26 protein-coding genes are annotated in these 21213 nt (G+C 60.2%); 11 read left to right on the plus strand and 15 right to left on the minus strand.

Annotated features, from left to right (window positions below; genetic code table 11):
* Together CF137_RS11340 and CF137_RS11345 are read left to right on the plus strand one after the other, a co-directional pair.
* Nucleotides 1–276 (plus strand): SLAC1 family transporter, encoded by a 276-nt coding sequence (locus CF137_RS11340; RefSeq protein ID WP_240037802.1) that lies wholly within the window; start codon nucleotides 1–3, stop codon nucleotides 274–276.
* Nucleotides 273–683 (plus strand): PaaI family thioesterase, encoded by a 411-nt coding sequence (locus CF137_RS11345; RefSeq protein WP_139719058.1) that lies wholly within the window; start codon nucleotides 273–275, stop codon nucleotides 681–683. Before CF137_RS11340 ends, CF137_RS11345 begins: the two co-directional genes overlap by 4 nt.
* A gap of 231 nt (nucleotides 684–914) precedes the next feature.
* Here the strand turns inward: CF137_RS11345 and CF137_RS11350 are convergent, their stop codons facing one another.
* The 4 genes from CF137_RS11350 to CF137_RS11365 form a co-directional block, all read right to left on the minus strand.
* Complete coding sequence (locus CF137_RS11350) at nucleotides 915–1631, minus strand: sugar isomerase domain-containing protein (protein ID WP_139719059.1); 717 nt, start codon at nucleotides 1629–1631, stop codon at nucleotides 915–917.
* A gap of 367 nt (nucleotides 1632–1998) precedes the next feature.
* Complete coding sequence (locus tag CF137_RS11355; RefSeq protein WP_139719060.1) at nucleotides 1999–2262, minus strand: hypothetical protein; 264 nt, start codon at nucleotides 2260–2262, stop codon at nucleotides 1999–2001.
* A gap of 165 nt (nucleotides 2263–2427) precedes the next feature.
* Entirely contained in the window at nucleotides 2428–3339 is a 912-nt protein-coding gene (locus CF137_RS11360; protein ID WP_139719061.1) for a BRCT domain-containing protein, read from the minus strand.
* 240 nt (nucleotides 3340–3579) lie between these two features.
* Nucleotides 3580–4617 carry a Mal regulon transcriptional regulator MalI gene (locus CF137_RS11365; RefSeq protein WP_139719062.1) on the minus strand — a complete coding sequence of 346 codons (1038 nt, stop codon included), beginning with the start codon at nucleotides 4615–4617 and terminating at the stop codon, nucleotides 3580–3582.
* Between the two features lie 283 nt (nucleotides 4618–4900).
* On the opposite strand from CF137_RS11365, the gene malX reads away from it, so the two are divergent.
* Together malX and CF137_RS11375 are read left to right on the plus strand one after the other, a co-directional pair.
* Complete coding sequence (gene malX, locus CF137_RS11370) at nucleotides 4901–6472, plus strand: maltose/glucose-specific PTS transporter subunit IIBC (RefSeq protein ID WP_139719063.1); 1572 nt, start codon at nucleotides 4901–4903, stop codon at nucleotides 6470–6472.
* 86 nt (nucleotides 6473–6558) lie between these two features.
* Complete coding sequence (locus CF137_RS11375; protein WP_139719064.1) at nucleotides 6559–7749, plus strand: MalY/PatB family protein; 1191 nt, start codon at nucleotides 6559–6561, stop codon at nucleotides 7747–7749.
* A gap of 85 nt (nucleotides 7750–7834) precedes the next feature.
* On the opposite strand, the gene CF137_RS11380 is transcribed toward CF137_RS11375, so the two are convergent.
* The 11 genes from CF137_RS11380 to ascN form a co-directional block, all read right to left on the minus strand.
* Entirely contained in the window at nucleotides 7835–8269 is a 435-nt protein-coding gene (locus CF137_RS11380) for a type III secretion system chaperone family protein (protein WP_139719065.1), read from the minus strand.
* Nucleotides 8269–9216 (minus strand): hypothetical protein, encoded by a 948-nt coding sequence (locus CF137_RS11385; RefSeq protein WP_139719066.1) that lies wholly within the window; start codon nucleotides 9214–9216, stop codon nucleotides 8269–8271. Before CF137_RS11385 ends, CF137_RS11380 begins: the two co-directional genes overlap by 1 nt.
* A gap of 137 nt (nucleotides 9217–9353) precedes the next feature.
* The gene (gene sctU, locus CF137_RS11390) at nucleotides 9354–10412 is read right to left on the minus strand and encodes a type III secretion system export apparatus subunit SctU (protein WP_139719067.1); all 1059 of its coding nucleotides are present in this window, start codon (nucleotides 10410–10412) and stop codon (nucleotides 9354–9356) included.
* Between the two features lie 61 nt (nucleotides 10413–10473).
* Nucleotides 10474–10647 (minus strand): hypothetical protein, encoded by a 174-nt coding sequence (locus CF137_RS21980; RefSeq protein ID WP_162515920.1) that lies wholly within the window; start codon nucleotides 10645–10647, stop codon nucleotides 10474–10476.
* A 4-nt stretch (nucleotides 10648–10651) separates the two neighbouring features.
* Complete coding sequence (gene sctT / locus CF137_RS11395; protein ID WP_101317398.1) at nucleotides 10652–11440, minus strand: type III secretion system export apparatus subunit SctT; 789 nt, start codon at nucleotides 11438–11440, stop codon at nucleotides 10652–10654.
* Nucleotides 11437–11703: a SctS family type III secretion system export apparatus subunit AscS gene (gene ascS / locus CF137_RS11400; RefSeq protein ID WP_101317396.1), complete on the minus strand. Its 267-nt coding sequence runs from the start codon at nucleotides 11701–11703 to the stop codon at nucleotides 11437–11439. The genes sctT and ascS overlap by 4 nt, the downstream gene beginning before the upstream one ends.
* 1 nt (nucleotide 11704) lies before the next feature.
* Entirely contained in the window at nucleotides 11705–12358 is a 654-nt protein-coding gene (gene ascR / locus CF137_RS11405) for a SctR family type III secretion system export apparatus subunit AscR (protein WP_101317394.1), read from the minus strand.
* Complete coding sequence (gene sctQ / locus CF137_RS11410) at nucleotides 12355–13281, minus strand: type III secretion system cytoplasmic ring protein SctQ (RefSeq protein WP_139719068.1); 927 nt, start codon at nucleotides 13279–13281, stop codon at nucleotides 12355–12357. The genes ascR and sctQ overlap by 4 nt, the downstream gene beginning before the upstream one ends.
* Nucleotides 13278–14384, minus strand: coding sequence for a type III secretion system needle length determinant (locus CF137_RS22275; RefSeq protein ID WP_240038548.1), 1107 nt, complete (start codon nucleotides 14382–14384; stop codon nucleotides 13278–13280). The genes sctQ and CF137_RS22275 overlap by 4 nt, the downstream gene beginning before the upstream one ends.
* Before the next feature lie 6 nt (nucleotides 14385–14390).
* Nucleotides 14391–14852, minus strand: coding sequence for a type III secretion protein (locus tag CF137_RS11420; RefSeq protein ID WP_139719069.1), 462 nt, complete (start codon nucleotides 14850–14852; stop codon nucleotides 14391–14393).
* The gene (gene ascN, locus CF137_RS11425; protein WP_101317388.1) at nucleotides 14849–16171 is read right to left on the minus strand and encodes a SctN family type III secretion system ATPase AscN; all 1323 of its coding nucleotides are present in this window, start codon (nucleotides 16169–16171) and stop codon (nucleotides 14849–14851) included. The genes CF137_RS11420 and ascN overlap by 4 nt, the downstream gene beginning before the upstream one ends.
* A gap of 189 nt (nucleotides 16172–16360) precedes the next feature.
* On the opposite strand from ascN, the gene sctW reads away from it, so the two are divergent.
* From sctW to CF137_RS11460, 7 genes are all read left to right on the plus strand, one after another.
* Entirely contained in the window at nucleotides 16361–17239 is an 879-nt protein-coding gene (gene sctW, locus CF137_RS11430) for a type III secretion system gatekeeper subunit SctW (protein WP_139719071.1), read from the plus strand.
* Nucleotides 17220–17501 carry a TyeA family type III secretion system gatekeeper subunit gene (locus CF137_RS11435; protein WP_139719073.1) on the plus strand — a complete coding sequence of 94 codons (282 nt, stop codon included), beginning with the start codon at nucleotides 17220–17222 and terminating at the stop codon, nucleotides 17499–17501. The genes sctW and CF137_RS11435 overlap by 20 nt, the downstream gene beginning before the upstream one ends.
* Nucleotides 17498–17869: a SycN family type III secretion system chaperone Acr2 gene (gene acr2, locus CF137_RS11440; protein WP_101317382.1), complete on the plus strand. Its 372-nt coding sequence runs from the start codon at nucleotides 17498–17500 to the stop codon at nucleotides 17867–17869. Before CF137_RS11435 ends, acr2 begins: the two co-directional genes overlap by 4 nt.
* A 79-nt stretch (nucleotides 17870–17948) precedes the next feature.
* A complete protein-coding gene (gene ascX, locus CF137_RS11445; RefSeq protein ID WP_139719075.1) occupies nucleotides 17949–18314 on the plus strand; it encodes a type III secretion system protein AscX in 366 nt (121 codons plus the stop codon).
* A complete protein-coding gene (gene ascY / locus CF137_RS11450; RefSeq protein ID WP_153227365.1) occupies nucleotides 18311–18661 on the plus strand; it encodes a type III secretion system chaperone AscY in 351 nt (116 codons plus the stop codon). The genes ascX and ascY overlap by 4 nt, the downstream gene beginning before the upstream one ends.
* A complete protein-coding gene (gene ascV / locus CF137_RS11455; protein WP_275066018.1) occupies nucleotides 18594–20759 on the plus strand; it encodes a SctV family type III secretion system export apparatus subunit AscV in 2166 nt (721 codons plus the stop codon). Before ascY ends, ascV begins: the two co-directional genes overlap by 68 nt.
* Nucleotides 20756–21211 (plus strand): LcrR family type III secretion system chaperone, encoded by a 456-nt coding sequence (locus tag CF137_RS11460; RefSeq protein ID WP_139719081.1) that lies wholly within the window; start codon nucleotides 20756–20758, stop codon nucleotides 21209–21211. The genes ascV and CF137_RS11460 overlap by 4 nt, the downstream gene beginning before the upstream one ends.
* Nucleotides 21212–21213: the final 2 nt, after the last annotated feature.

The raw sequence follows: 21213 nt of genomic DNA on the forward strand, positions 1-21213 counted from the left end.
ATGGAAAACCTGAAAGAGGGTAAGCGAATCCCCTCCATAACCAAGATTGCACATATGCCTGTCACACTGTTTTCAATCATCATGGGGCTGACGGGGGCGGCGATTGCCTGCCGCAAGGCGTTTCCGGATCTGCTGTTACTGCAGTCGGCAGGGTTCCTGTTCGGGGTTTTGTCATCCCTGCTACTGGCGACTTTTCTGGTGATGTATGGCTGGAAAATTGTCAGACACAATGACGAGTTCCGGCATGAGCTGAAGCACCCGGTCAAGAGACCATGATCTCCCATGCCCGTTGCATGGTGTGCGGCACCCATAACCCGGATTCACTGGGAATTCGCTTTTACCAAGGGGAGGAAGGGGCGACGGAAGGGCTGTTTATTGCCGACGAGCGCCATCAGGGTTACAGCGATATTTTGCATGGCGGCATGACCAGCACCCTGCTCGATGCGGTGATGACACATGCTTTGCTGCAACGGGGAATAAGAGGATTAACAGCGGAGCTGACCGTTCGTTTTATTGCTCCTATCGATATCGGCAGCAAGGTAGCGCTGTCGGCCAGAATAGTCGACCAGCGTCGCGGTATCTATCGCCTGAATGCCGTAGCGTCGGTCGGCGGGATCATTGTTGCAAAAGCATCGGCCAAATTTATCAAGCCGAAAGCCAATGACAGTGCCGTAGCGCGGTAGGGTGCAATGAACGAAGTGAATTGCACCGCTTGTTTGGGCAGAAAGTGTGATGGCAAGAGATGGGATGGCTGAAAAGGTAGCGGTGCAATGCGCTGTGCTTGTTGCACCCTACCGAGCTTCGCACAGGCCATCGCCCGGCGGTACGTAGTTGTCCATCTCGTATGTTGGGCCAAACATCGTAGGTTGGTGCTGAACGAAGTGAAGCCCAACGTTCGACAATATCCTAATTGCTTACATCGACTTCAACCGCCCCTGAAAATGGCGGTAAACATCGTCGTTATTAAAGCCATCCACATTCTGGCTGGAGAAGATCAGCGGGGTCGCGCCTTGCGCCAGCGCCAGTTTTTGCGCTTCAACCACCAGCGTATTGATCAGCACCATGCCTGAGATGGAGGAGAAAGCGCCGGTGACGCGCTCATTGACCTCGCACAGGCCGTCGCCCGGCGGTACACAGTTGTCCAGGACCAGATCGGCCAGATCCATCAGTCTCTGGCCAGAGGGGTGACGGCTCGGGTTTTGCGCCGATTGCGCCACCGAAGTAATGGCGATGACCTTGTGGCCGCGCGCTCTGGCGAGCTGGGCCCACTCTATGGGCAGGGCGTTGCGCCCCGAATTGGAGATCACCACCATCAGATCCCCCTCTGCAATGGGCTGCTCGTCCCACAAAATGGCGGCAAGCCCGGGCAATTTTTCCAGCGCCGAACTGCGCAGGGCGCCATCGGCGGTAGTGACGGTGGAGTCGAGCACTGCGTTGATATTACCAAGGCCGCCGGCACGGATAAATCCCTCCAGCCCGACCATATGGGAGTGCCCGGTGCCGAGCATATGGATCATCTTGTTGTGGACGATGGCCTCGCTAAACCAGTGGGCCGCCTGCCGGATCCCTGCTTCGTTCTGGCTGACCATAGTAGTGATGCGCGCTTGCAGTTTTTCGACGTATTCAAACATAACGGGTTGGAATTCCTTCGCTGTTTATTGCGTTGTTTATGGCACTTGTTAAGGCATTCGTTATCGCTGCGAGTGGGTGCTGGCTGGTGGTGTTGTCACGGCATCCACGGCAAAAAAACACGCTACCGCCCGTGGATTACAGCTTCCAGTCTGCTGCTGTTAACAGGTGATATGACGAGAGGGCAGGGTTGCATGATTTGACCTCTCCGCAGCTTGTTTGCCCAGTAGGGCATAGTAACTGGCGGCAGAGGTGGGCAAAACGACACGCGGCGAGAAACCGGCCGGGGATCAACAAATGGGTGAGCGAGCGCGGCTTATTTATGCAAGAACCGGTTGGCCATCGTGCATGGTTGGGCACGGCATGTGCTCAATACTCCAGAAACTTCTCGCCGCAGCACTCGCAGATCAGATGGCGCACATGGGTGGCCTGATAGGCGAGGGTCTGGCCGAAAACCGCGTTGGTCAGACTGCTGGAGCGAAAGGCTTGCCAGAAGGCTTTGCGCGGGTCTTTGGGCATCACATCCTGGCTGTGATCCCGTGGCACCAATACCACGATATGGCGGGTGCGCTCCCTGCATTTGTCACAGCGATGGATTTCACTCGGCGGGTTCTGGTCGTGCGGGTTACTCATAAAGGGGCTCGTGAAGAGAGGAGGCACCCATCATATTCCTCTCCACTTGGCTCTCAATTTCTCCTTGCCAGCGCAGTGAGCAGCCTCACGTTTTGACGTGCGGTTGGCTAGCAGAAGAAGTGAATTATCAAAGCGCGGGCGTGAGCCCCCGCCGTGATGTAAGGTTCAAGCCGACTCGTGCAGAGTGTTGGCATGGGCAAGCCAGGCTTCTTCGGTGACGATACGTACCGAGTGTCCTTTTTCCTGCAACAACATGGCTTTTTCGATTTTTCTGCCGTATGAGGAGAAGCGCCAATCCCGCGAACTGAGCTCACCGATGATGAGGTAATCAAGTTTCTGGGTGACAGAGTCTTGGGGAGTTGCACCCAATAGCAAGGCAGTTTCCTCGCACTGTCGGCGTGTACCGGAAAGAAACATGCCGGTGAAGCAGACAGTACAGTCATATAGGGTATCTATTTCGGAATCACTGATGGCCATCTTGGTCGCCATACCAGTGACAGCCCCCTGCTCGAAGGGATTGCCGATAAACAACATTAATTGTTGCTGCAACTCCTCTCTCTCTTCGGCAGTAATGATGCCATCCAAAAGGATGCGCTCCACCGTCTGATACAGCTGTTTTCCGGGATAGTGGGCCCTCAGCATGCTGTTTTGTTTCATCCACCAACTCAGGTAATGGATCTCGTCATCGGACAGCTGTTGATCTCCAATCAACCCCTGACAGAGCCCCTCGAGTAATAGCTTGTCTGATTCCTCTGAATAGAAGTCGACGCCCGGTAGATGACGATATGTTTCCATCAGACGAGGAAGTGCACTCATAAGGTGGACTTTTTCTTCTTCACACAACTTACCGTCTTGCAGCACATTAGCGACCATTTCCCGTAGCTCACGAAAGATCCAGCCGTTGAGGCTGGTACTCTCTTTGAGCCAAGTATCCAGATAAAGGATCTCCTGCTCATCGATGACACTGTCTGCGACTATGCCATCCAGAATCCCCATCAGATTATTCAACTGTTTGTCGCGGTTGCGTGCTGCATTGTAGTTAGCGACTGGCTGGCCATGACGATTCAATTCACCCATTGCATGATCCCTTGCTGGTTACAAAGAGAGTGGGAACTACCCGTAGAGAGATGAATCGCTGCGGGTGTACCTAATGACTTCATCATATAAAAGTTGGCTTCAATCAGGCCAGAAGACTTGCCTGCAATTAGTCACGCATGTGAGCTTTGTCGAGAAATGGTTTCCTGGAAGATTGGAGAGAGATGCCCTTGCTTGCCGATTGGCGGGCCAACTCATGTTCATCTCCTAAGTGGCGGGAACTCAAGCCGATTCCCGCTTCTGCAGATTTGGGGTGATGATATGGCGGTTGGGGGCGAGCTCGGGTTGCTGCATCCGGGCCAGCAGCCGCCTTGCCGCCTGACGGCCAATCTCCCGCGCCGGTGAGCTGACGAAGGTGAGGGCAGGGGTGGTGAGTTCGGCTTCCGCCACGTCGTCAAAGCCGAGCAGGGCCACCTGCTGGCCGATGTAGTTATCTTTGCCCACGGTGCGCCCGCTTGCCTCCACCCCATAAATACCGCCTAGCGCCACTTCGGGATAGTGGCAGAGCACTGCGGTCACCTTGGGGTGCTGGTGCAGCAGCTGGGCTATGGTGTCGGCGGCGCTGCGCTGGGTGCGCTCGCACTCCAGTACCCACTCTGGTTTGAAGGGCAGGCCGTATTGCAGCAGGCTGGCGCAGTAGCCGCCGATCCGCTCGGCGCGGGTGAGGGAGTCGGCCCGCCCGCCGACGTAGGCGATATGGCGGTGGCCCTGTTCGATGAGATAAGTGGTGGCCTGCTGGGCGGCGTGGGTGTTGTCGGGGCCGATAAAGTCCACGTCATCCCGATAGTAGGAGCGGGCGGCGCACACCACTGGCAGCTCTGAATCGAGCAGGGTCTCCAGGGTTTTGGCCGCCGCGCCGCGCACCGGATTGAAGATGATGCCCGCCACCCCTTGGCGCGACAGGGACTGGATGCTCTGCTGCAACCGCTCCGGGCTGTGGCCACACTGGGTCAGAAACAGCAGGTAGCCCTGCTGCTCCAGCACCTCGCTCACCCCGGCGGTCACTTCGGTATAGAAGGGGTCGGTGATGTCGCGCAGGATCAGCCCCACCAGATTGGATTGCTGGCTGCGCAGGTTGGCGGCGGCGCTGTTGGGCACGTAGTCGAGCTGCTTGATCGCCTGCTGCACCCGCTCGGCGGTGGCTGGTGAGATGCGCCCCTTGCCATTGAGCACCATGGAGACGGTAGTGACCGAAACCCCTGCCAGCTGGGCGACATCGGTGATCTTGACGTTTTTCGAGACGAGCGGTTTGGATGGCATAGGGCGAACGGGGTGCGATGGCTGGTTGAGTGTGAGGCCCCAGCATACCTGCTCAGATGCTCAAGTGAAACGTTACATCACCGTTGGGCCGATCCGGCTCACAAATTTGGATCTCCCTGCCAGCTAGCCCCTTCATTCTGTGATCCTGTCGGCACTTGTTGGCTGATAAAACGATTTATCATCCAACAAAACCTGATGCTGACCCGCGCCCCTGCTTCGACATTGCTTCGAGCTGGGGGAGGGCAGTCACAGACATTGCTGTTTATTCACAAGGAGCCGTTTCATGGCCAAGCCTCAAGCCAAATCCACCATCTGGGAGTTCCTGCAGAGCCTCGGCAAGACCTTTATGCTGCCGGTCGCCCTGCTGGCCTTCTCGGGCATTCTGCTCGGGGTCGGTAGCTCGCTCACCAGCGATGCGGTCAAGCAGAGCATGCCTTTCCTCGACAACACAGTGCTGCAACTGCTGTTCCTCTGGATGACCAAGGTCGGGCTGGTGGCCTTTATCTACCTGCCGGTGATGTTTGCGGTGGCCATTCCGCTCGGGCTGGCGCGGGAAGAGAAGGGAGTCGCGGCCTTTGCCGGTTTCGTCGGCTATGCGGCGCTCAATCTCTCCATCAACTTCTACCTGACCGTGGCCAACGTCATCGGTGACGCTGCAGCGGAGAAGGCCTACGGGGTGAAATCGATCCTAGGCATCAGCTCCATCGACACCGGGATTCTGGGGGCCATCATCGTCGGGGTGATCGTCGCCAAACTGCACGCCCGTTTTTACACCTACCGGATGCCCGATGCGCTCGCCTTCTTCGGCGGTGCCCGCTTCGTGCCCATCATCACAGTGCTGGTACTGGGCGTGGTCGGTCTGGTAGTGCCGTTCGCCTGGCCCTGGTTTGCCGCTGGCATCAATGGTATCGGGGCGCTTATCTCCCACGCCGGTCCCTTCGGCCCCTTCCTGTTCGGTACTGGCGAGCGTCTGCTGCTGCCGCTCGGTCTGCACCACATTCTGGTGGCGCTCATTCGTTTTACCGAAGCGGGCGGCACCCAACTGGTGTGCGGCAACGAGGTGAGCGGCGCGCTCAATATCTTCTACTCCGAGCTTGCCTGCGCTGACACCAGCGGTTTCTCGGTCTCTGCCACCTCCTTCCTCTCTCAGGGCAAGATGCCTGCCTTCCTCGGCGGCTTGCCGGGTGCGGCGCTCGCCATGTATCACTGCGCTCGCCCGGAAAATCGCGGCAAAATCAAGGCGCTGCTGGTCTCCGGCGTGGTGGCCTGCGTTATCGGTGGCATCACAGAGCCGCTGGAGTTCCTGTTCCTGTTCGTGGCGCCGGTGCTCTACGTCATTCACGCCATCCTGACGGGTCTGGGCTTTATGACCATGGGGCTGCTCGGCGTCACCATCGGCAACACCGACGGCAACCTCATCGATTTTCTGGTGTTCGGCGTGCTGCAAGGCACCGCCACCAAGTGGTATCTGGTGCCGGTCGCGGCTGCCATCTGGTTTGCCATCTACTACAGCGTGTTCCGCTTCGCCATCGTGCGCTTTAACCTGAAAACCCCGGGCCGTGAGATTGAGACCAGCGAGGCTGCGCAGCCCGCGGGCAAGAAGGCCGGCAACAGCGGTTACAACGGTGAAATCATCCTCAACGCCCTGGGCGGGGCTGATAACATCCTCGCGCTTGATAACTGCATCACCCGCTTGCGGATGTCGGTGCAGGACATGAGCCGGGTCGATGACAAGGTATTGAAGGCGAACGGCGCCATCGGGGTGATCAAGCTCGACGAGCACAACCTGCAGGTGGTGATCGGCCCGCAGGTGCATCTGGTGAAAAACCAGCTGCAGAGCCTGATGGGGGCCTGAACCGGCCAATGACATTCGAACGGGGGGCGCAAGCCCCCCTCTTTGCCTCTCCCAATATGTCTCCTGTTTATGGAGGGAGAAACTAGATGCACAATATTTATGACTTCGATCACCAGATCGACCGCCACGGTACCTACTGCACCCAGTGGGACTATGTGGCCGACCGTTTTGGCCATGCCGACCTGCTCCCCTTTACCATCTCCGACATGGATTTCGAGACCGCCCCCTGCATTCGCCAGACCCTGGCAACCCGGCTCGAACACGGGGTCTTTGGCTACAGCCGCTGGAATCACGACGACTTCAAAGGGGCGGTGAACAACTGGTTTGCCCACCGTTACGGGGCGAGCCTCGACCCCGAGACGCTGGTCTACGGCCCTTCGGTCATCTATGTGATTGCCCAGCTGGTGAGCCTCTGGTCGGTGCCGGGCGAAGGGGTGCTGGTGCATACTCCCGCCTACGACGCCTTCGGCAATATGCTGGCCGCCAACGACAGGGTGCTGCTGCCATGCCCGCTCAAAAAAACAGAGGGGAGTTACCAGATCGACTGGGCCTGCTTCGAGCAGCAAGCGGCCCGCCCCGATTGCCGGATTTTGCTGCTCTGTAGCCCCCATAATCCTACCGGCCGGGTCTGGACGCGGGATGAACTGAGCAGAATGGCTGCTATCTGCCTGCGCCACGGAGTCAAGGTGATCTCGGACGACATCCATATGGATGTGAGTTTTGCCCGCTACCTGCCGTGGAGTGAAGTGGCGCCGGACGATCACTGGGCGCTGGTGAGCTCGGGCTCCAAATCCTTCAATATTCCGGCCCTTGGCGGTGCCTACGCCTTTATCGCCAATGGTGATGCGCGGGCTGCCTATCTGCAGCGGCTCAAGGCGGCCCACGGCCTCTCATCGCCGCCCATTCTCGGGGTGCTGGCCCATATCAGCGCCTATCGGGATGGCGGTGCCTGGCTCGATGCCCTGAAATCCTATCTGCACGGCAACCTCGCCCATGTGGCAGCGCGGCTCAATGCCGCTTTCCCCGCCATCGACTATCGGGTGCCCGAGGGAACCTACCTCGCCTGGATTGATCTGCGTGGCCTTGGCATCGACTCCAGCGAACGGATGGATGAATTGCAAACCTTGCTGGTGGAGAAATACCGGGTCGCCATCATGCGCGGCGACACCTATGGCCCGGAAGGCACAGGCTATATCCGCCTCAACGTCGGCTGCCCGCGCTCAAAGGTCGATCTGGGGCTCGATGCCCTGATCGGCGCGCTGGGGGAGGTGGGGTAGGGCAAATCCATGCAACATGAGAAACAAAACGGGGCCATCGGTGATGGCCCCGTTTTATTGTCGTCTGGCTGCATCGCAGCAGATATCAGGCGCGGATGGTGGTCTGGATGGCACCCGATATATCGAAAGCCGGGCGCGATATGGTGGACTCGATGGCGGGTGTATTCGCTTCTGGGGTTGCTGGCACGGCTGTTTGGCTCAGGGCTTCGGCCTGATGCAGCATGCGGCTGACCATGTCGGTCAGGAGATCCACATCCAGTTTATCCAGCCACTCGCGACACCAGAGCAGGGTGCTCTTCTCGCTGCCGCGACTGAGCTGCAACACCGGCCAGTCGGCCATGGCGGCGAGGGAGGGGGTCTGAATATCTCCCAGTGGAATAAACAGGGTCACCAGTTGATCCCGCTCGCGAATATGGAGGCTGAAGGGGCCCGCTTGTAGATCCAGCCCATCTTCGTGCAAGCACTCTTGCGGCAGGGAGAGCTGACGGACGAGGGTCGATAGCATGGCATGAAACATCATTAATTCTCCTGATGGGCGTTATCAAAGACCGACTCTGTGGGCGGCCACAGGTTGGCGATGGGGGGCTTGGCTGGTGTGCCGATAAGGGGAGCCCCTATGGTTGCGGCCCAGGGGTCGACCACTTTGGCGTTTGGCCCCCAGCTCTCCGGCTTGGTGAGTTCACTCCCTTCGGCGCGGCCAATTACCACAAAGCAGTGGGTCTCGGCGTGACCGTGTGTGCCACGATGGGCCAGCACTTCGATCCGCTGGTCACTGTTGTGGCGCAGCAGTTCGGCCGCCGCCGAATAGGCCAGGGTTGAGCAGCAACCGGCTTGGGCCTGATCCACCGCCTTGGCAATATTCTCCAGAGTGCGCAGCGGTAGAGGCTGTTTATTGCGAGTCTGGATAGCCGCCATATTGACGCCGCCGTTGGCGCGCTGGTTGGCTACCTTACGCTGGGGATCTTGATCGAATGCGTCAAGTTTGCCGAAGATCTTCTGGTAGTTCGGGTTGTTGGGCTGGACAAAGGTCGGGGCGTCGGTGCAGGCGTAGCTGCCCAGTTTTTCCAGCCCGGCCATGCTCTGTTGCAGCAGGACATGGGTACCACCGGCGACCACTTTTGGTTCGTGTCGCGGCGCTGTTCTGGCGATGGCGCCCTGTTCGGCCAGCGCCTGTTTCAGTTCGGTCAGGCGAGCACCGCGTGCTGCCACCTCTTTGGGGTGGTGCTGCTCCCAGTGCTGGATAGCATCCTGTACCCGTTGCGCCTTGTTGCTATCGGGAGCAGTTTGCAATTGACGCAGGGCGCTAATGACCTGCTTAAGATCACTGCTCTGGAAGTGACCGATGCCACGCTGAACGGACTGAGCGAACAGTTTGTTGCCCCGGGTCAGCAGCGGGCTGGCCTCTGTCTGGTGGGGCGCCGCGGGGCGGTTGAGGTGAATGTGTCCACTGATTGCTGGTAAGGCCATGATGTGATTCCCGACAGGGTTGACGATAAGGGGATGATAACGAGCCGTGGCGGCGCGCTATATCAGGGGGCGGTCGGGGATTTGTCAGTTTCTCGCGGTGTGCGCTGTTTGTTCGGACTGGCGGGCAGCTTGCGGCCCTACCACTGCGGCCCTTCGTGTTGGCGCCACTGCTCCAGCCAGCGCAGTACCTCGGCGGTCGCCTCGATCTGGTCGGCGGGAATGTAGTTGTTGAGCTGGGCGTCCCGATAGAGGGCGCGGGCCAGCGGGATGCGCTGCAGCACCGGAATACCCTCTTCTTCGGCAATCTTGCGCACCTGTAGCGCCTGGGCATCGGTGAACTTGAGGGTCACCACCGGCAGCGGGGTTTCCCCTCGCTCGTAGCGGATACCGATGGCGATATGGGTCGGGTTGGCGACGATCACCGAGGAGCGTTTCACGTCGGCGCGCATGTTGCTCGATTGCAGCTCTTGATGGAACTGACGCCGCTTGCTCTTGATCTCCGGGCTACCCTCCATCTCCTTGTACTCTCGCTTCACCTCGTCCTTGCTCATCTTGAGCTGCTTGGTGTGCTGATACTGTTCAAAGGCGTAGTCGGCGATGGCGATCACCACAAAGCCCATGGCGCAGACCGCCATCAGCTGGCCCATCATGCCCCCCAGTACCGGCTTGATGCAGCTCATGCCACAGCCGGGTAATTGCAGCAGGGCCTGCAGGTTACCCTGAATGGTGATCCAGACCAGCAGGCTGAGCAGGGTGACTTTGAGCAGGGATTTGACGAACTCCATCAGGCTTTTAATGGAGAAGATCTTCTTGGTCCCCTCAACCGGATTAATATGTTTGATGTCGGGTTTGATTGACTCGCCACTTAGCAGAAAACCGTACTGGGCGATGTGAGAGGCGAGTACCACCAGTGCCGCGACCGCCAGGATCGGAATGCAGAGATAGGCCATCTCTTGCAGCAGATTCTCCAGCACATGGTTGAGGGCCTGGGCAAAGGGCAGGTTGAGATGGGATTCCGGGATCAGCATCAACTGGCCCAGATGCTCCAGATAGTAATCTGACATCGCCATCAGCATGCCGACCAGGCTCAGGATGATGGCGGTGGAGACCACCTCCTTGCTCTTGACCACTTGCCCCTTTCTGCGGGCATCCCGCAACTTTTTTGGGGTGGGTAGTTCGGTTTTTTCACCGCTCATCGGGTCTCCTGAGCAAGGTCAATCCGGCTGGCGTCAGCACGGGTTACAGGGTGAGTGGCCATCATGCCCCCCAGACAGGCAGAAACAGACCCAGGGGATCGATCAGGGTCATCACCTCTTTGCCCAGATCATCCAGCAACTGCCATATCCCGTGTCGCAAGCAGATAGCCGTGAGGGCGAGCAGCATGCTGACGAAAAGGAGGGAGGGGATCTTCATGGCTGTGTGTCTGACCATGGGATCATGGTGCCGCCAGAATGGGCATCAGCAACCGCAGTGGATCCATCACCGCCAGTACCTCCCGGTAGGCGTGATCCATCATCAGCTTGATGTAGATGACCAGCAGCAGGCTGGCGACGGCGCTCTTGATCGGCATCGCCAGCACGAAGACGTTGAGGGAGGGGGCAAAGCGACTGATCAGGGCCAGCCCGAACTCCGCCAGAAACATGGCAATCAGCAGCGGCGCGGCCAACAGGGCACAGAGCAGTAACATTTGGCTGAACTGGCCGTAGAAAAAATTGACCCATTGGCTGCCGATAGTCGGAAAAAAGTGGGCCACTGGCCAGCTGCTATAGCTCTGGAACAGGGCGGACAGCAGGGCGAGAAAGGCACCGCTGGCAAAGAACAGGGTGATCAGGGTTTGGGTCAGCAGCAGGCCGGTGGGGCTGGTCTGGCTGCCTAGACTGGGGTTGAACAACGAGCCCATGGCGGCGCCACGCTGGTTGTCGATCAGAAATCCGCTCGCCTCGATAGCCCAAAAGGGAATGGCTGCGACAAAACCGATCAACAAGCCGAGCAGGACCTCCTTGGCGACCAGCAGCATCAGTTCCATCGCATCTATGCCGGTGGGCAGGGTGTCCGCCACCATGGGATAGGCAAACAGGGCCAGCGAGCAGACCACGCCGTTACGGATCATCGCCCCCCCCAGCATCTGCTTGCTGAGCACCGGCAGCATCACGAAACAGCTGATAAAGCGCGGCAGCAACAGGGTATAGGCCAGCATCTGGGCTTGCAAACTCTCCAGGGTCATTGGATCTGCGGCACCTTGAACAGCACCATATCCGCGAAGCTGTAGAGTTCGTTACCCAGCCAGGCGGCGGTGGCAAACAGGGTGATCACCACGGCAATCAACTTGGCGACAAAACCCAGGGTCTGCTCCTGAATTTGGGTCAGTGCCTGCAACAAAGAGACGAGCGTGCCGACCAGCGCCGCCACCAGTACCGGTGGCATGGAGAGGATCAGCACCAGCCAGAGGGTCTGGCTGGTGAAGTGGAGGATCTCGGCGTGACTCATGCTAGCCCCCGTAGCTGATGACCAGCCCATGGGTCAGGCGGGCCCAGCCATCAAGTAGCACAAACAGCAGTAGCTTGAACGGCAGCGAGATGGTCATGGGAGAGACCATCATCATCCCCATCGCCAGCAAGATGTTGGAGATGATGAGATCGATGGCGATAAATGGCAGGTAGATGAGAAAGCCGATTTCGAAGGCGCGACTCAGCTCACTGACGGTAAAGGCGGGCAGCAGGATCAGCAGGCTGTCGGGCTCCAGCCGGTCGGCATATTTGCTTGGCCAGAGCTGCTTGGTACTGTCGATAAAGAAGGCGTGCTCCCGCGGTTTGATCTGCTTTTTCAAAAAGGCCCGGTAAGGGGCTATCCCCTCATCGAGAAATTTCTCCACCGATTCGGCTTTGGCGAGCGAGACCTCGTTCTGGCGCAGGTAATCCTGAGTGGCAAAGCCGACTGGGGCCATCACATAAATGGTGAGGATGATGGCCAGCCCGTACATCGCCATGTTGGGGGGTATTTGCTGTACCCCGAGGGCGTTGCGCAGCAGCGAGAAGACCACCGCCATCTTGACGAAGGAGGTGGCCATCACGGCGATAAAAGGCAGCAGCGCCAGCAGCGCAAGCCCGACGATGAGGTTGAGCTCATCGGGTAGCTGGATCATGACTGCGACTCTCCGCTCAGGGTTTCGATGCGCACGCCAAGTCGCCCCTGGATCTCTACCAGCCGACCGCTCCCCAGCGGGTGGCCGTTGCTGATGATGCGCACTTCGCCATCGATAGGGGTGCCGAGATCGATCAGGGCGCCTGGTTGCAAGCTGGTCAGGGTGTGCCAGTCCAGGGTCTGGCGGCCCACCTCAAAGCTCACCTGAATGGGGAGGCTCTCCAGCTCGGTCGGGTTGAGCGGTTCAGCGGGTGCGGCGGTATGCATGGTAGTCAGTTCCAGATGTTGTTGATGAGGGTGGCAGTAGGCAAAAGGGCGGCCCTCCACGCAGGCGAGCAGCTGTTGGCCCAGCAGTGGATGGGGCGACGGCAGCAGCACATCACCGATAGCGAGGGCGGTGAGCTCATCCATGGTCAATCCCATCTCTCCCCACTGCAGGGATAAAATAAGGGGCAGCGGTAACCGTTGCTGCGCTGGCCGTGACGGCAACTTGGCCAGCAGCGGGACTGGCTGTGGCAGCCAGAGGGCAAGGCTGGCGCCCTCTCGGCGCAGCAGCAGTTGCAGCGCTGGTTCTCCCACCTCTGCGGCAGGGGGCTCCTGCACCAGTGCCGAGCAGCTGAGTCCGCCGAGGGGTTTCCCCAGCCGCTCGATCAGTGCCAGCTGCAGCGGTTCGGGCAGACTGAACAGCGCAGCCTGCTGCAGATCGGTTGCCAGCCAGTGGGCCAGCTCGGCGCCGTGGCACCGCAGGGGCAATGAGAGCCCCTGCCACTGCAGTTGCAGCCGGGTATCCAGGCTGGCGGGTGGCTGGCCAATAGTGAGGGCAAGCTCGCCACCTCCCCAGCCAAAGTGCTGGCGGTATTGGCTCAGGGTCTGTTGCAGGGTTAACTCTGCCAGCGATGCAGAGGGAAACGTTATCTGTGTCATGCGTCGGCATCCCACTCGTCATAGATGGATCGCTGCTGGCGCGAGCCCTGATCGCGATCGGGCTGGCTGAAGAGATCGAGGGTGACCCGCTCGCCGGGATGGAGGCGCTGCAGGCGATCGATCAACTCGCTACGCCCCTGATTGAGTAGCAGCTCTCCTTGGGTAGTGGCGAGGATCTCGATCTGCATCTCGCCATGGTGGTGTTCGATGCGGATGGCAAGTTCTCCCAATGCGGGCAGGGTGAGGCGCAGCAGCGGCGGCCGCTCCGGGCGGCCCAGCTCCTGATAGATATCCACCGCCAGCCGCTCCAGCAGCTGACCCAGTTCCCGATTACTCTCGGCGGGCGCCATCCTGGCCAGCTGCAGATCCCCGGGGGTTTTGAGCTGCGGGTTGAGCGATTGACCGTTGGTGCCGGGCGTCCCGTCTGTCACTTTGGTCGCGTCGGATTCAGTGGAGAGCTGTTCGGCAATTTCACGGGCATCGGCCAGCCGGACATCGCGGGCTGACTGCGCGGTGTTACCGTCTGCCAGCAGCGGATCCGGAACCGGTGGCTTGGCGGCCGTTTGCGGGTCATGTTGCTGGATGGTATTTCCCCCCATTTTCGTCGAAGACGGGGTTGTCTCTTTTTGGTTCCTGGCGCGCTCTTGTGCCGCGGTTGGCAATCCCTCTGCCGCAAGGCGAGCCTGTGTCGTCAGCTTTTGATCTATCGCCTGCTGTTCTGTTTTATCGTGTTTTTCCTGCAGCTCATCCTGCTGCTCACGGGGGAGCCGTGTCGAGGGATCGGCGAATGGGTTAGGCTCATCTTCCTTGCTGGCAGGTTGTTTCAACTGCGATTGCCGCAAGGTTTTCGAGGCCATCTGGTTGTACTGGAGGGCGATGCCGAGCTCGTTTTTCTTCTGTTGTGCCTTCTTGTGCAAACGCTGTTGATCCAGCTGTTCCTGCGATCTGCGCGGCACATTTTCCCCATGCAGGCGGGTCGTTTTTTGTTCCTGCTCCAGCCGCATCGCCTGCTCGAAACGCTGCTGTTGCGCCCGATTGGCCTCTGCCACCGGAACATCGCCCTGTGTTGTCACTGCGCCCGGTATCGGGAGGATTCGGTTCATGGCTCGTTACATCCTGATCTGCTGGCGGAACTCTTCCTGTTCCTGCTCTTCGTTGTAGTCACGCAGGGCTTGCTGTGAGGCCAGCTCCTGACGGTGAAGTTCGGCAAATTTCTGTTGCTGCTGACGGGCGCGGTGAACCGCCTGCTGGCGCTCCTGCAAGCGGATGCGCTCTTCGGCAACGCGCTCGGCCTGCTCGGCGGCACTCTGCTCCAGCTGCGCCTCTTTCTCCCGCAGCAGGGATACTTGCTGTTGCCACGCTTTGAGCCCCTTGCGATCGAGCTGCTCCGCCTGACAGATGGCGAACAGTCGATCCTCCTCGGCAAGGCGCCACAGGCGGTAATCCTTGCTGGCCTGTTCTGCCTCCAACTGGCGGCTACGGGCCAGCTGCAGTCTCCCCTGCTGGGCGATGAGCTGCTGTTCGGCGCGATCCAGCCGCAGGTTTTTGATCTGTTGCAGGCGGCCGATCATCGGGTCAGCGCCGCCAGGGTGGTGAGGGCCTCAGGGAATGAGCTAGGTTCATGAGTCCCTTGCTTGAGCCACTGGCGAATCGCTTCGATGCGGGCGATCGCCTCGTCGGCCACCTTGTCCTGCCCCTTCTGGTATTCGCCGATCTGCAATAGCAGCTCCACCTCTTCATATTTGGCCAGCCAGCTACGCAGCAGACCGGCTTGTGCCTGATGCTCGGGCGCGATGATCTGGTTCATCACCCGGCTGGCGGATCGCAGCACGTCGATGGCCGGGTAGTGGTTGGCCGCCGCCATTTTGCGCGACAGGATAATGTGACCATCGAGGATGGATCGAGTCTCGTCGGCCACCGGCTCGGTCATGTCGTCCCCCTCCACCAGTACCGTATAGAGGGCGGTGATGGAGCCCTTGTCCGATTGGCCAGCCCGCTCCATCAGACGGGGCAGTGCGGCAAACACCGACGGCGGATAGCCCCGTCGGGTTGGCGGCTCGCCAGCGGCCAGACCAATTTCCCGTTGGGCACGGGCAAAACGGGTGACGGAATCCATCAGCAGCAGCACTCGTTTGCCCTGATCCCGGAAATATTCGGCGATGGAGGTGGCGACAAAGCCCGCCTTGGCCCGCTCCATGGCGGGGCGATCCGAGGTAGCCACCACCAGCACCGCCTTCTTGAGCCCCTCTTCCCCCAGATCAGCTTCGATAAATTCCCGCACCTCGCGGCCACGCTCACCGATCAGCGCCAGCACGGTGACATCCACCTCGGCACTGCGGATCAGCGACGCCAACAGGGTGCTCTTGCCGCCACCTGCCGCCGCGAAGATCCCCATCCGCTGTCCCTCGCCGCAGGTGAGCAGGCCGTCGATGGCGCGAATGCCCAGCGAAATGGGCTCGGCAATGCGCTTGCGACTCATGGGGGGCGGGGCATCCCGATAGACCGGATACCAGGCTGCGGGCTCCGGCAGATGGCCGCCACCAAAAGGGTTGCCGAGGCCATCCAGCACCTGACCGAGCAGATGCTCGCCGACCCCGACCTGATGCATGGCGCCGGTCGGGCTCACCTCGGTGTTGGAGGAGATGCCGAACATCTCGCCAAGTGGGGTGAGCAGCGCCTGGTGCTGGGCAAAGCCGATCACCTCCGCCTGCAACGAGAGGGTGTTGTCGGGGTTGCGCAGATGGCAGAGCTCGCCGATCCGCACTCCGGGCACCACCGCCTTGAGCAGGGTGCCTGTCACCTGGGTGACCCGGCCACGGATCTGGATCAGGCGGCACTCATCGATGGCATGACGAAGCTGGCCGGGGATGTGGTCGAGGGAGAGGTTCATAGAGATCTGCACCATTGAAACTGGTGGTCACTATAGGGGATGGCGAACCACGGGGATTTCAGCGCGAGTCGGGACTTTTTAGAAAACCGTTGGGGGCGGCCTAAAAATTCACGACCGATTTTGGCATAGGGGAGCACAGACGATTTTTATAATGCCACCCTCATCAATCCATTCGTCACGGGAGTTTCCATGGCCATTATCCAGAGCAACCCCTATGCCCCTGTCGCCCAGCCCGAGTCGCGTGGCGCAGAGGCAGCATCCCGTCATGCTCCCCTGCCGGGGGGGCAGTTTCAGGGGGAGCGGGTCGTGCTGGCCAGTGCGTCCCAGTCCCTGGCCGATATGGCCGAAGAGCTTACCTTCGTCTTCTCCGAGCGTAAGGAGCTGTCGCTAGACAAGCGCAAGCTGAGCGACAGCCATGCTCGCATCAGCGAGATCGAGGCACTGGTCGGAGACTACCTCGACAAGGTGCCGGAGCTGGAGCGACAGCAGAAGATCAAGGAGATGGTGAGCCACCTTGGCAGCGGCCGCTTGGCCAACCTCTCCCAGTTGCTGGCCTATCTCGAGAGCTATTCGGGGGAGGTGAGCGAGCAGTTCGACGCGCTTTGTCAGGCGCGCAAGGCCCTCTCTGGACGGCCTGAGATGCAGGGCACTCTGGCGCTGGTCGAGCAGGCGCTGGCCAAGCTGGCGGACGAGCAGGGCAGTGCCATCGTGTTGGGGGCTCGCATTAGCGGGCCTGCGGCCGAGGCAGCCCGCGCCGGTGTGGGCGGCGAGCAGGATCTGCGAGATCTCTATCGCGATGCGGTGCAGGACTATCGCGCGCTCTCCACCGCCTGGCGTGATATTCACAGCCGCTTTGGCAACTGCTCGCTGGAGAAGGTGACCGGTTTCATGATGAAGGCTCTCAGCGCCGATCTCGACAGCCAGCAGCGCTGGCTCGATCCGGTCAAGCTGGAGCGGGTGATGAGTGACATGCAGATGCTGCAGCAGATCAAGACCCTCTTGATCGAGGTCGATGTGCTGTTGCTGCGGGTGAAGGAGGGGGCTGCTTATGGCATACGGGCCTTCTGATCTGATGGGCGATCTCATCGTCCTGGTGGAGAAGCGTTGGGCCAGTGTGCGGGATGTGGAGCAGCTTGGCGCCGCCCTAGAAATCTCGGAGTGTCGCCAGCAGGTGATGCTCTATCAGGAGCTTAAACGGTTGATCCGCCTGCTGCCGGTGGCGCTGTTCAGCGAAGAGGAGCAGCGCCAGAACCTGTTGAAGTGCTGTCAGGGGGCGCTCGATAACGCCATCGAGCGGGAAGAAGATGAGTTGTCTGGAGAGTCGTCATGAACTGGATTGAACCCCTGCTGGTGCATTTTTGTCAGGATTTGGGCATCACCATCGGGGATACCACCCACTCGCTGATCCAGCTTGAACTGGAGCAGAGTGGCACCTTGCAGCTGGAGCGCCATCAGGGACAGCTGACCCTCTGGCTGGCGCGCGCCGTGCCTTGGCATCAGAGCGGCGAAGCGATCCGCCGTGCCATGACCCTCACTGCGGCGGCGCAAGGACCTGCCCTGCCGGTACGCTGCGGCTGGCTGGGAGAGGATCAGCTGCTGCTCTTCGTCACCCTCGATGAGCGGGCCGTTACCCTGCCCCAGCTCCATCAGGCGTTGACCACCCTGACCCGGTTGCAACATGAGGTGGTCGCACCATGAGCCGGATTACTGCTGCCAGTGATCCGGGCATCGCGCCGCCGAGCGCCATGACAGCAAACCGCAGTAAGGGGTGGAGCATATGAGTCGAATTACTGCTGCACATATCGGTATCGAGCAGCTCAGCGCCATCTCCCTGGATGATCAGGAACGCAGCCTGCCGGGGCGTTATGCCCTGCTGCCCGATGGCCAGTCTATCGAACCCCATATCAGCCGCCTCTACCCCGAGCGGCTGGCGGAACGGGCGCTGCTCGATTTCGCCACCCCCCATCGCGGCTTTCACGACTTGCTGCGACCCGTTGATTTCAATCAGGCGATGCAGGGGCTGCGAAGTGTGCTGGCCGAGGGGCAGAGCCCCGAAATACGAGCGGCCGCCGCGCTGCTCGAGCAGATGCACGTCGATGAACAACTGATGCAGATGACCCTTCATCTGCTGCACAAGGTATGACCATGGCTCTTACGTCACAGCAGCAGGATGCGCTGCTGCTCACCGGCTGGCTGCAACTGCAATATGGCCACCCCGACAAGGCGAGTGTGCTGCTAGCCGCCCTGCTGCAGATCCACCCCGACCATCAGGGGGGGCGACGAACCCTGCTGGTGGCCCTGCTCAAGCAGGGGGAGGGGGAGGCCGCGCTGGCTCATGTCGACCAGCTGATGCAGCAAGGGGAGGTCGACGGCCCGCTCTGGCTCTGCCGCAGCCGCGCCTGCCAGCTGGCGGGACGGCTCGATGAAGCCCGTTTCGCCTATCAACAATACCTCGAACTGGAAGAGCAGAATGAATCAACGCTCCCTTGAGCTGCTGCGCCGGATAGGCGAGCGCAAGGACATCATGCTGGCGGTGCTGCTGCTAGCCATCGTCTTCATGATGGTCTTGCCGCTGCCGCCGGTGGCCCTCGATATTCTGATCGCCATCAACATGACCATTTCGGTGGTGCTGCTGATGATGGCGGTCTATATCAATTCGCCGCTGCAGTTCTCCGCCTTTCCGGCGGTGCTGCTGATTACCACCCTGTTCCGGCTCGCGTTATCGGTGAGTACCACCCGGATGATCCTGCTGCAGGCTGATGCGGGGCAGATCGTCTACACCTTCGGTAACTTCGTGGTGGGGGGCAATCTGGTGGTGGGGATCGTCATCTTCCTCATCATCACCATCGTTCAGTTTCTGGTGATCACCAAGGGCTCGGAGCGGGTAGCCGAGGTGAGTGCCCGCTTCTCTCTTGATGCCATGCCCGGCAAGCAGATGAGTATCGACGGCGACATGCGTGCCGGGGTGATCGATGTGCATGAGGCGCGGGATCGGCGTGGGGTCATCGAGAAGGAGAGCCAGATGTTCGGCTCCATGGATGGCGCCATGAAGTTCGTGAAGGGGGACGCCATCGCGGGACTCATCATCATCTTCGTCAACATCCTCGGCGGGGTCGCCATCGGGGTGACCCAGAAGGGGTTGTCCGCCGCCGATGTGCTGCAGCTCTACACCATCCTGACGGTGGGGGACGGCATGGTCTCCCAGGTGCCGGCACTGCTGATCGCCATCACCGCAGGGATTATCGTCACCCGGGTCTCTTCCGAAGAGTCCTCCGATCTGGGTACCGATATCGGCGCCCAGGTGGTGGCCCAGCCCAAGGCGCTGCTGATTGGCGGTCTGCTGCTGGCGTTGTTTGGGTTGATCCCGGGCTTCCCGATGATCACCTTCTTTACCCTAGCGGCCATCGTTACGGCCGGGGGGTACTTTATCGGGCTGCGCCAGCGCAAGGAGCAGAGCAGCAACAGTCAGGATCTGCCTTCAGTGCTGGCGCAGGGAGCCGGTGCACCAGCCGCCCGTAGCAAGCCAAAACCCGGTAGCAAGCCAAGGGGCAAGCTGGGGGAGAAGGAGGAGTTCGCCATGACGGTGCCCCTGCTGATTGACGTGGATGCGGCGCTGCAGGCCGATCTTGAAGCTATCGCCCTCAACGACGAGCTGGTGCGAGTGCGGCGGGCCCTCTATCTCGATCTTGGGGTCCCTTTTCCGGGTATCCATCTGCGCTTTAACGAGGGGATGGGACCTGGCGAATACCTGATCCAGTTGCAAGAGGTACCGGTGGCCCGTGGCCTGCTGCGACCGGGTCATCAACTGGTGCAGGAGCACGCCTCCCAGCTCGATCTGTTGGGGATCCCCTACGAAGAGGGTGCGCCGCTGCTGCCGGGCCAGCCCACGCTCTGGGTATCAAGCGAACATCAGGAGCGGCTGGATAAGTCGCGGCTCGCCACCCTGACCACCGATCAGGTGGTGACCTGGCACCTTTCTCACGTGCTACGGGAATATGCCGAGGACTTTATCGGCATTCAGGAGACCCGCTACTTGCTGGAGCAGATGGAGGGGAGCTATGGCGAGCTGGTGAAGGAGGCGCAGCGCATCATACCGCTGCAGCGAATGACCGAAATTTTGCAGCGGCTGGTGGGGGAGGACATCTCCATCCGCAACATGCGCGCCATTCTCGAGGCCATGGTGGAGTGGGGCCAGAAAGAGAAGGATGTAGTGCAGCTCACCGAGTACATCCGCAGCAGCCTCAAACGCTACATCTGCTACAAGTACGCCAATGGCAACAACATACTGCCTGCTTATCTGCTTGATCAGCAGGTGGAAGAGCAGATCCGTGGTGGTATTCGTCAGACCAGCGCCGGTAGTTATCTGGCGCTCGACCCTACCATTACCCAGGGCTTCCTCGATCAGGTGCGCCATACGGTGGGTGATCTGGCCCAAATGCAGAACAAGCCGGTGCTGATTGTCTCCATGGATATCCGCCGCTATGTACGCAAGCTGATTGAGGGGGATTACCATGCCCTGCCGGTGCTCTCTTATCAGGAGCTGACCCAGCAGATCAATATCCAGCCCCTCGGGAGGGTCTGCCTGTGAGTGGTGACCCGTTAATCTCTGACCCCCTGATCCCCTGGCTGCAGGCCAGAGGGCTCGACGTGACGCCCTACCATCTGGGCAATACCCCGATCCAGCTTGGTCACGGTTTTTGTTATCGCCATATCTACCTCGCCTGGCGGGTTGACCTTGCGACCCGGCGGGTCTGGATCCTGCTGGTGCGCCGCCAGGGCGCGCAGGCCGGTCTGGTCAATCCCTTTGCCGCCCTCTATCTGCTGGCCGAAGCCACTCTGTCAGTGCTCGGCCCGGGTTATGCACTTTACGGCAACGTCGATGTCTTTCGCGGCAGTAGCTTGAGCGGTGAGCGGCTCGGCCACTTCTACTTGCGCTGGACGGGAGCCAGCGAACCAGAACCCGGTTGGTTCTGGCTGGCGGCCGAACAGGTCTGTTCGCTGCGGGATATGCGAAAACGACAAAAGCACGGCCTTGCGTGACA

Origin of the sequence: Aeromonas sobria, from assembly GCF_006243315.1 — a bacterium.
GTDB lineage: Bacteria > Pseudomonadota > Gammaproteobacteria > Enterobacterales > Aeromonadaceae > Aeromonas > Aeromonas sobria_A.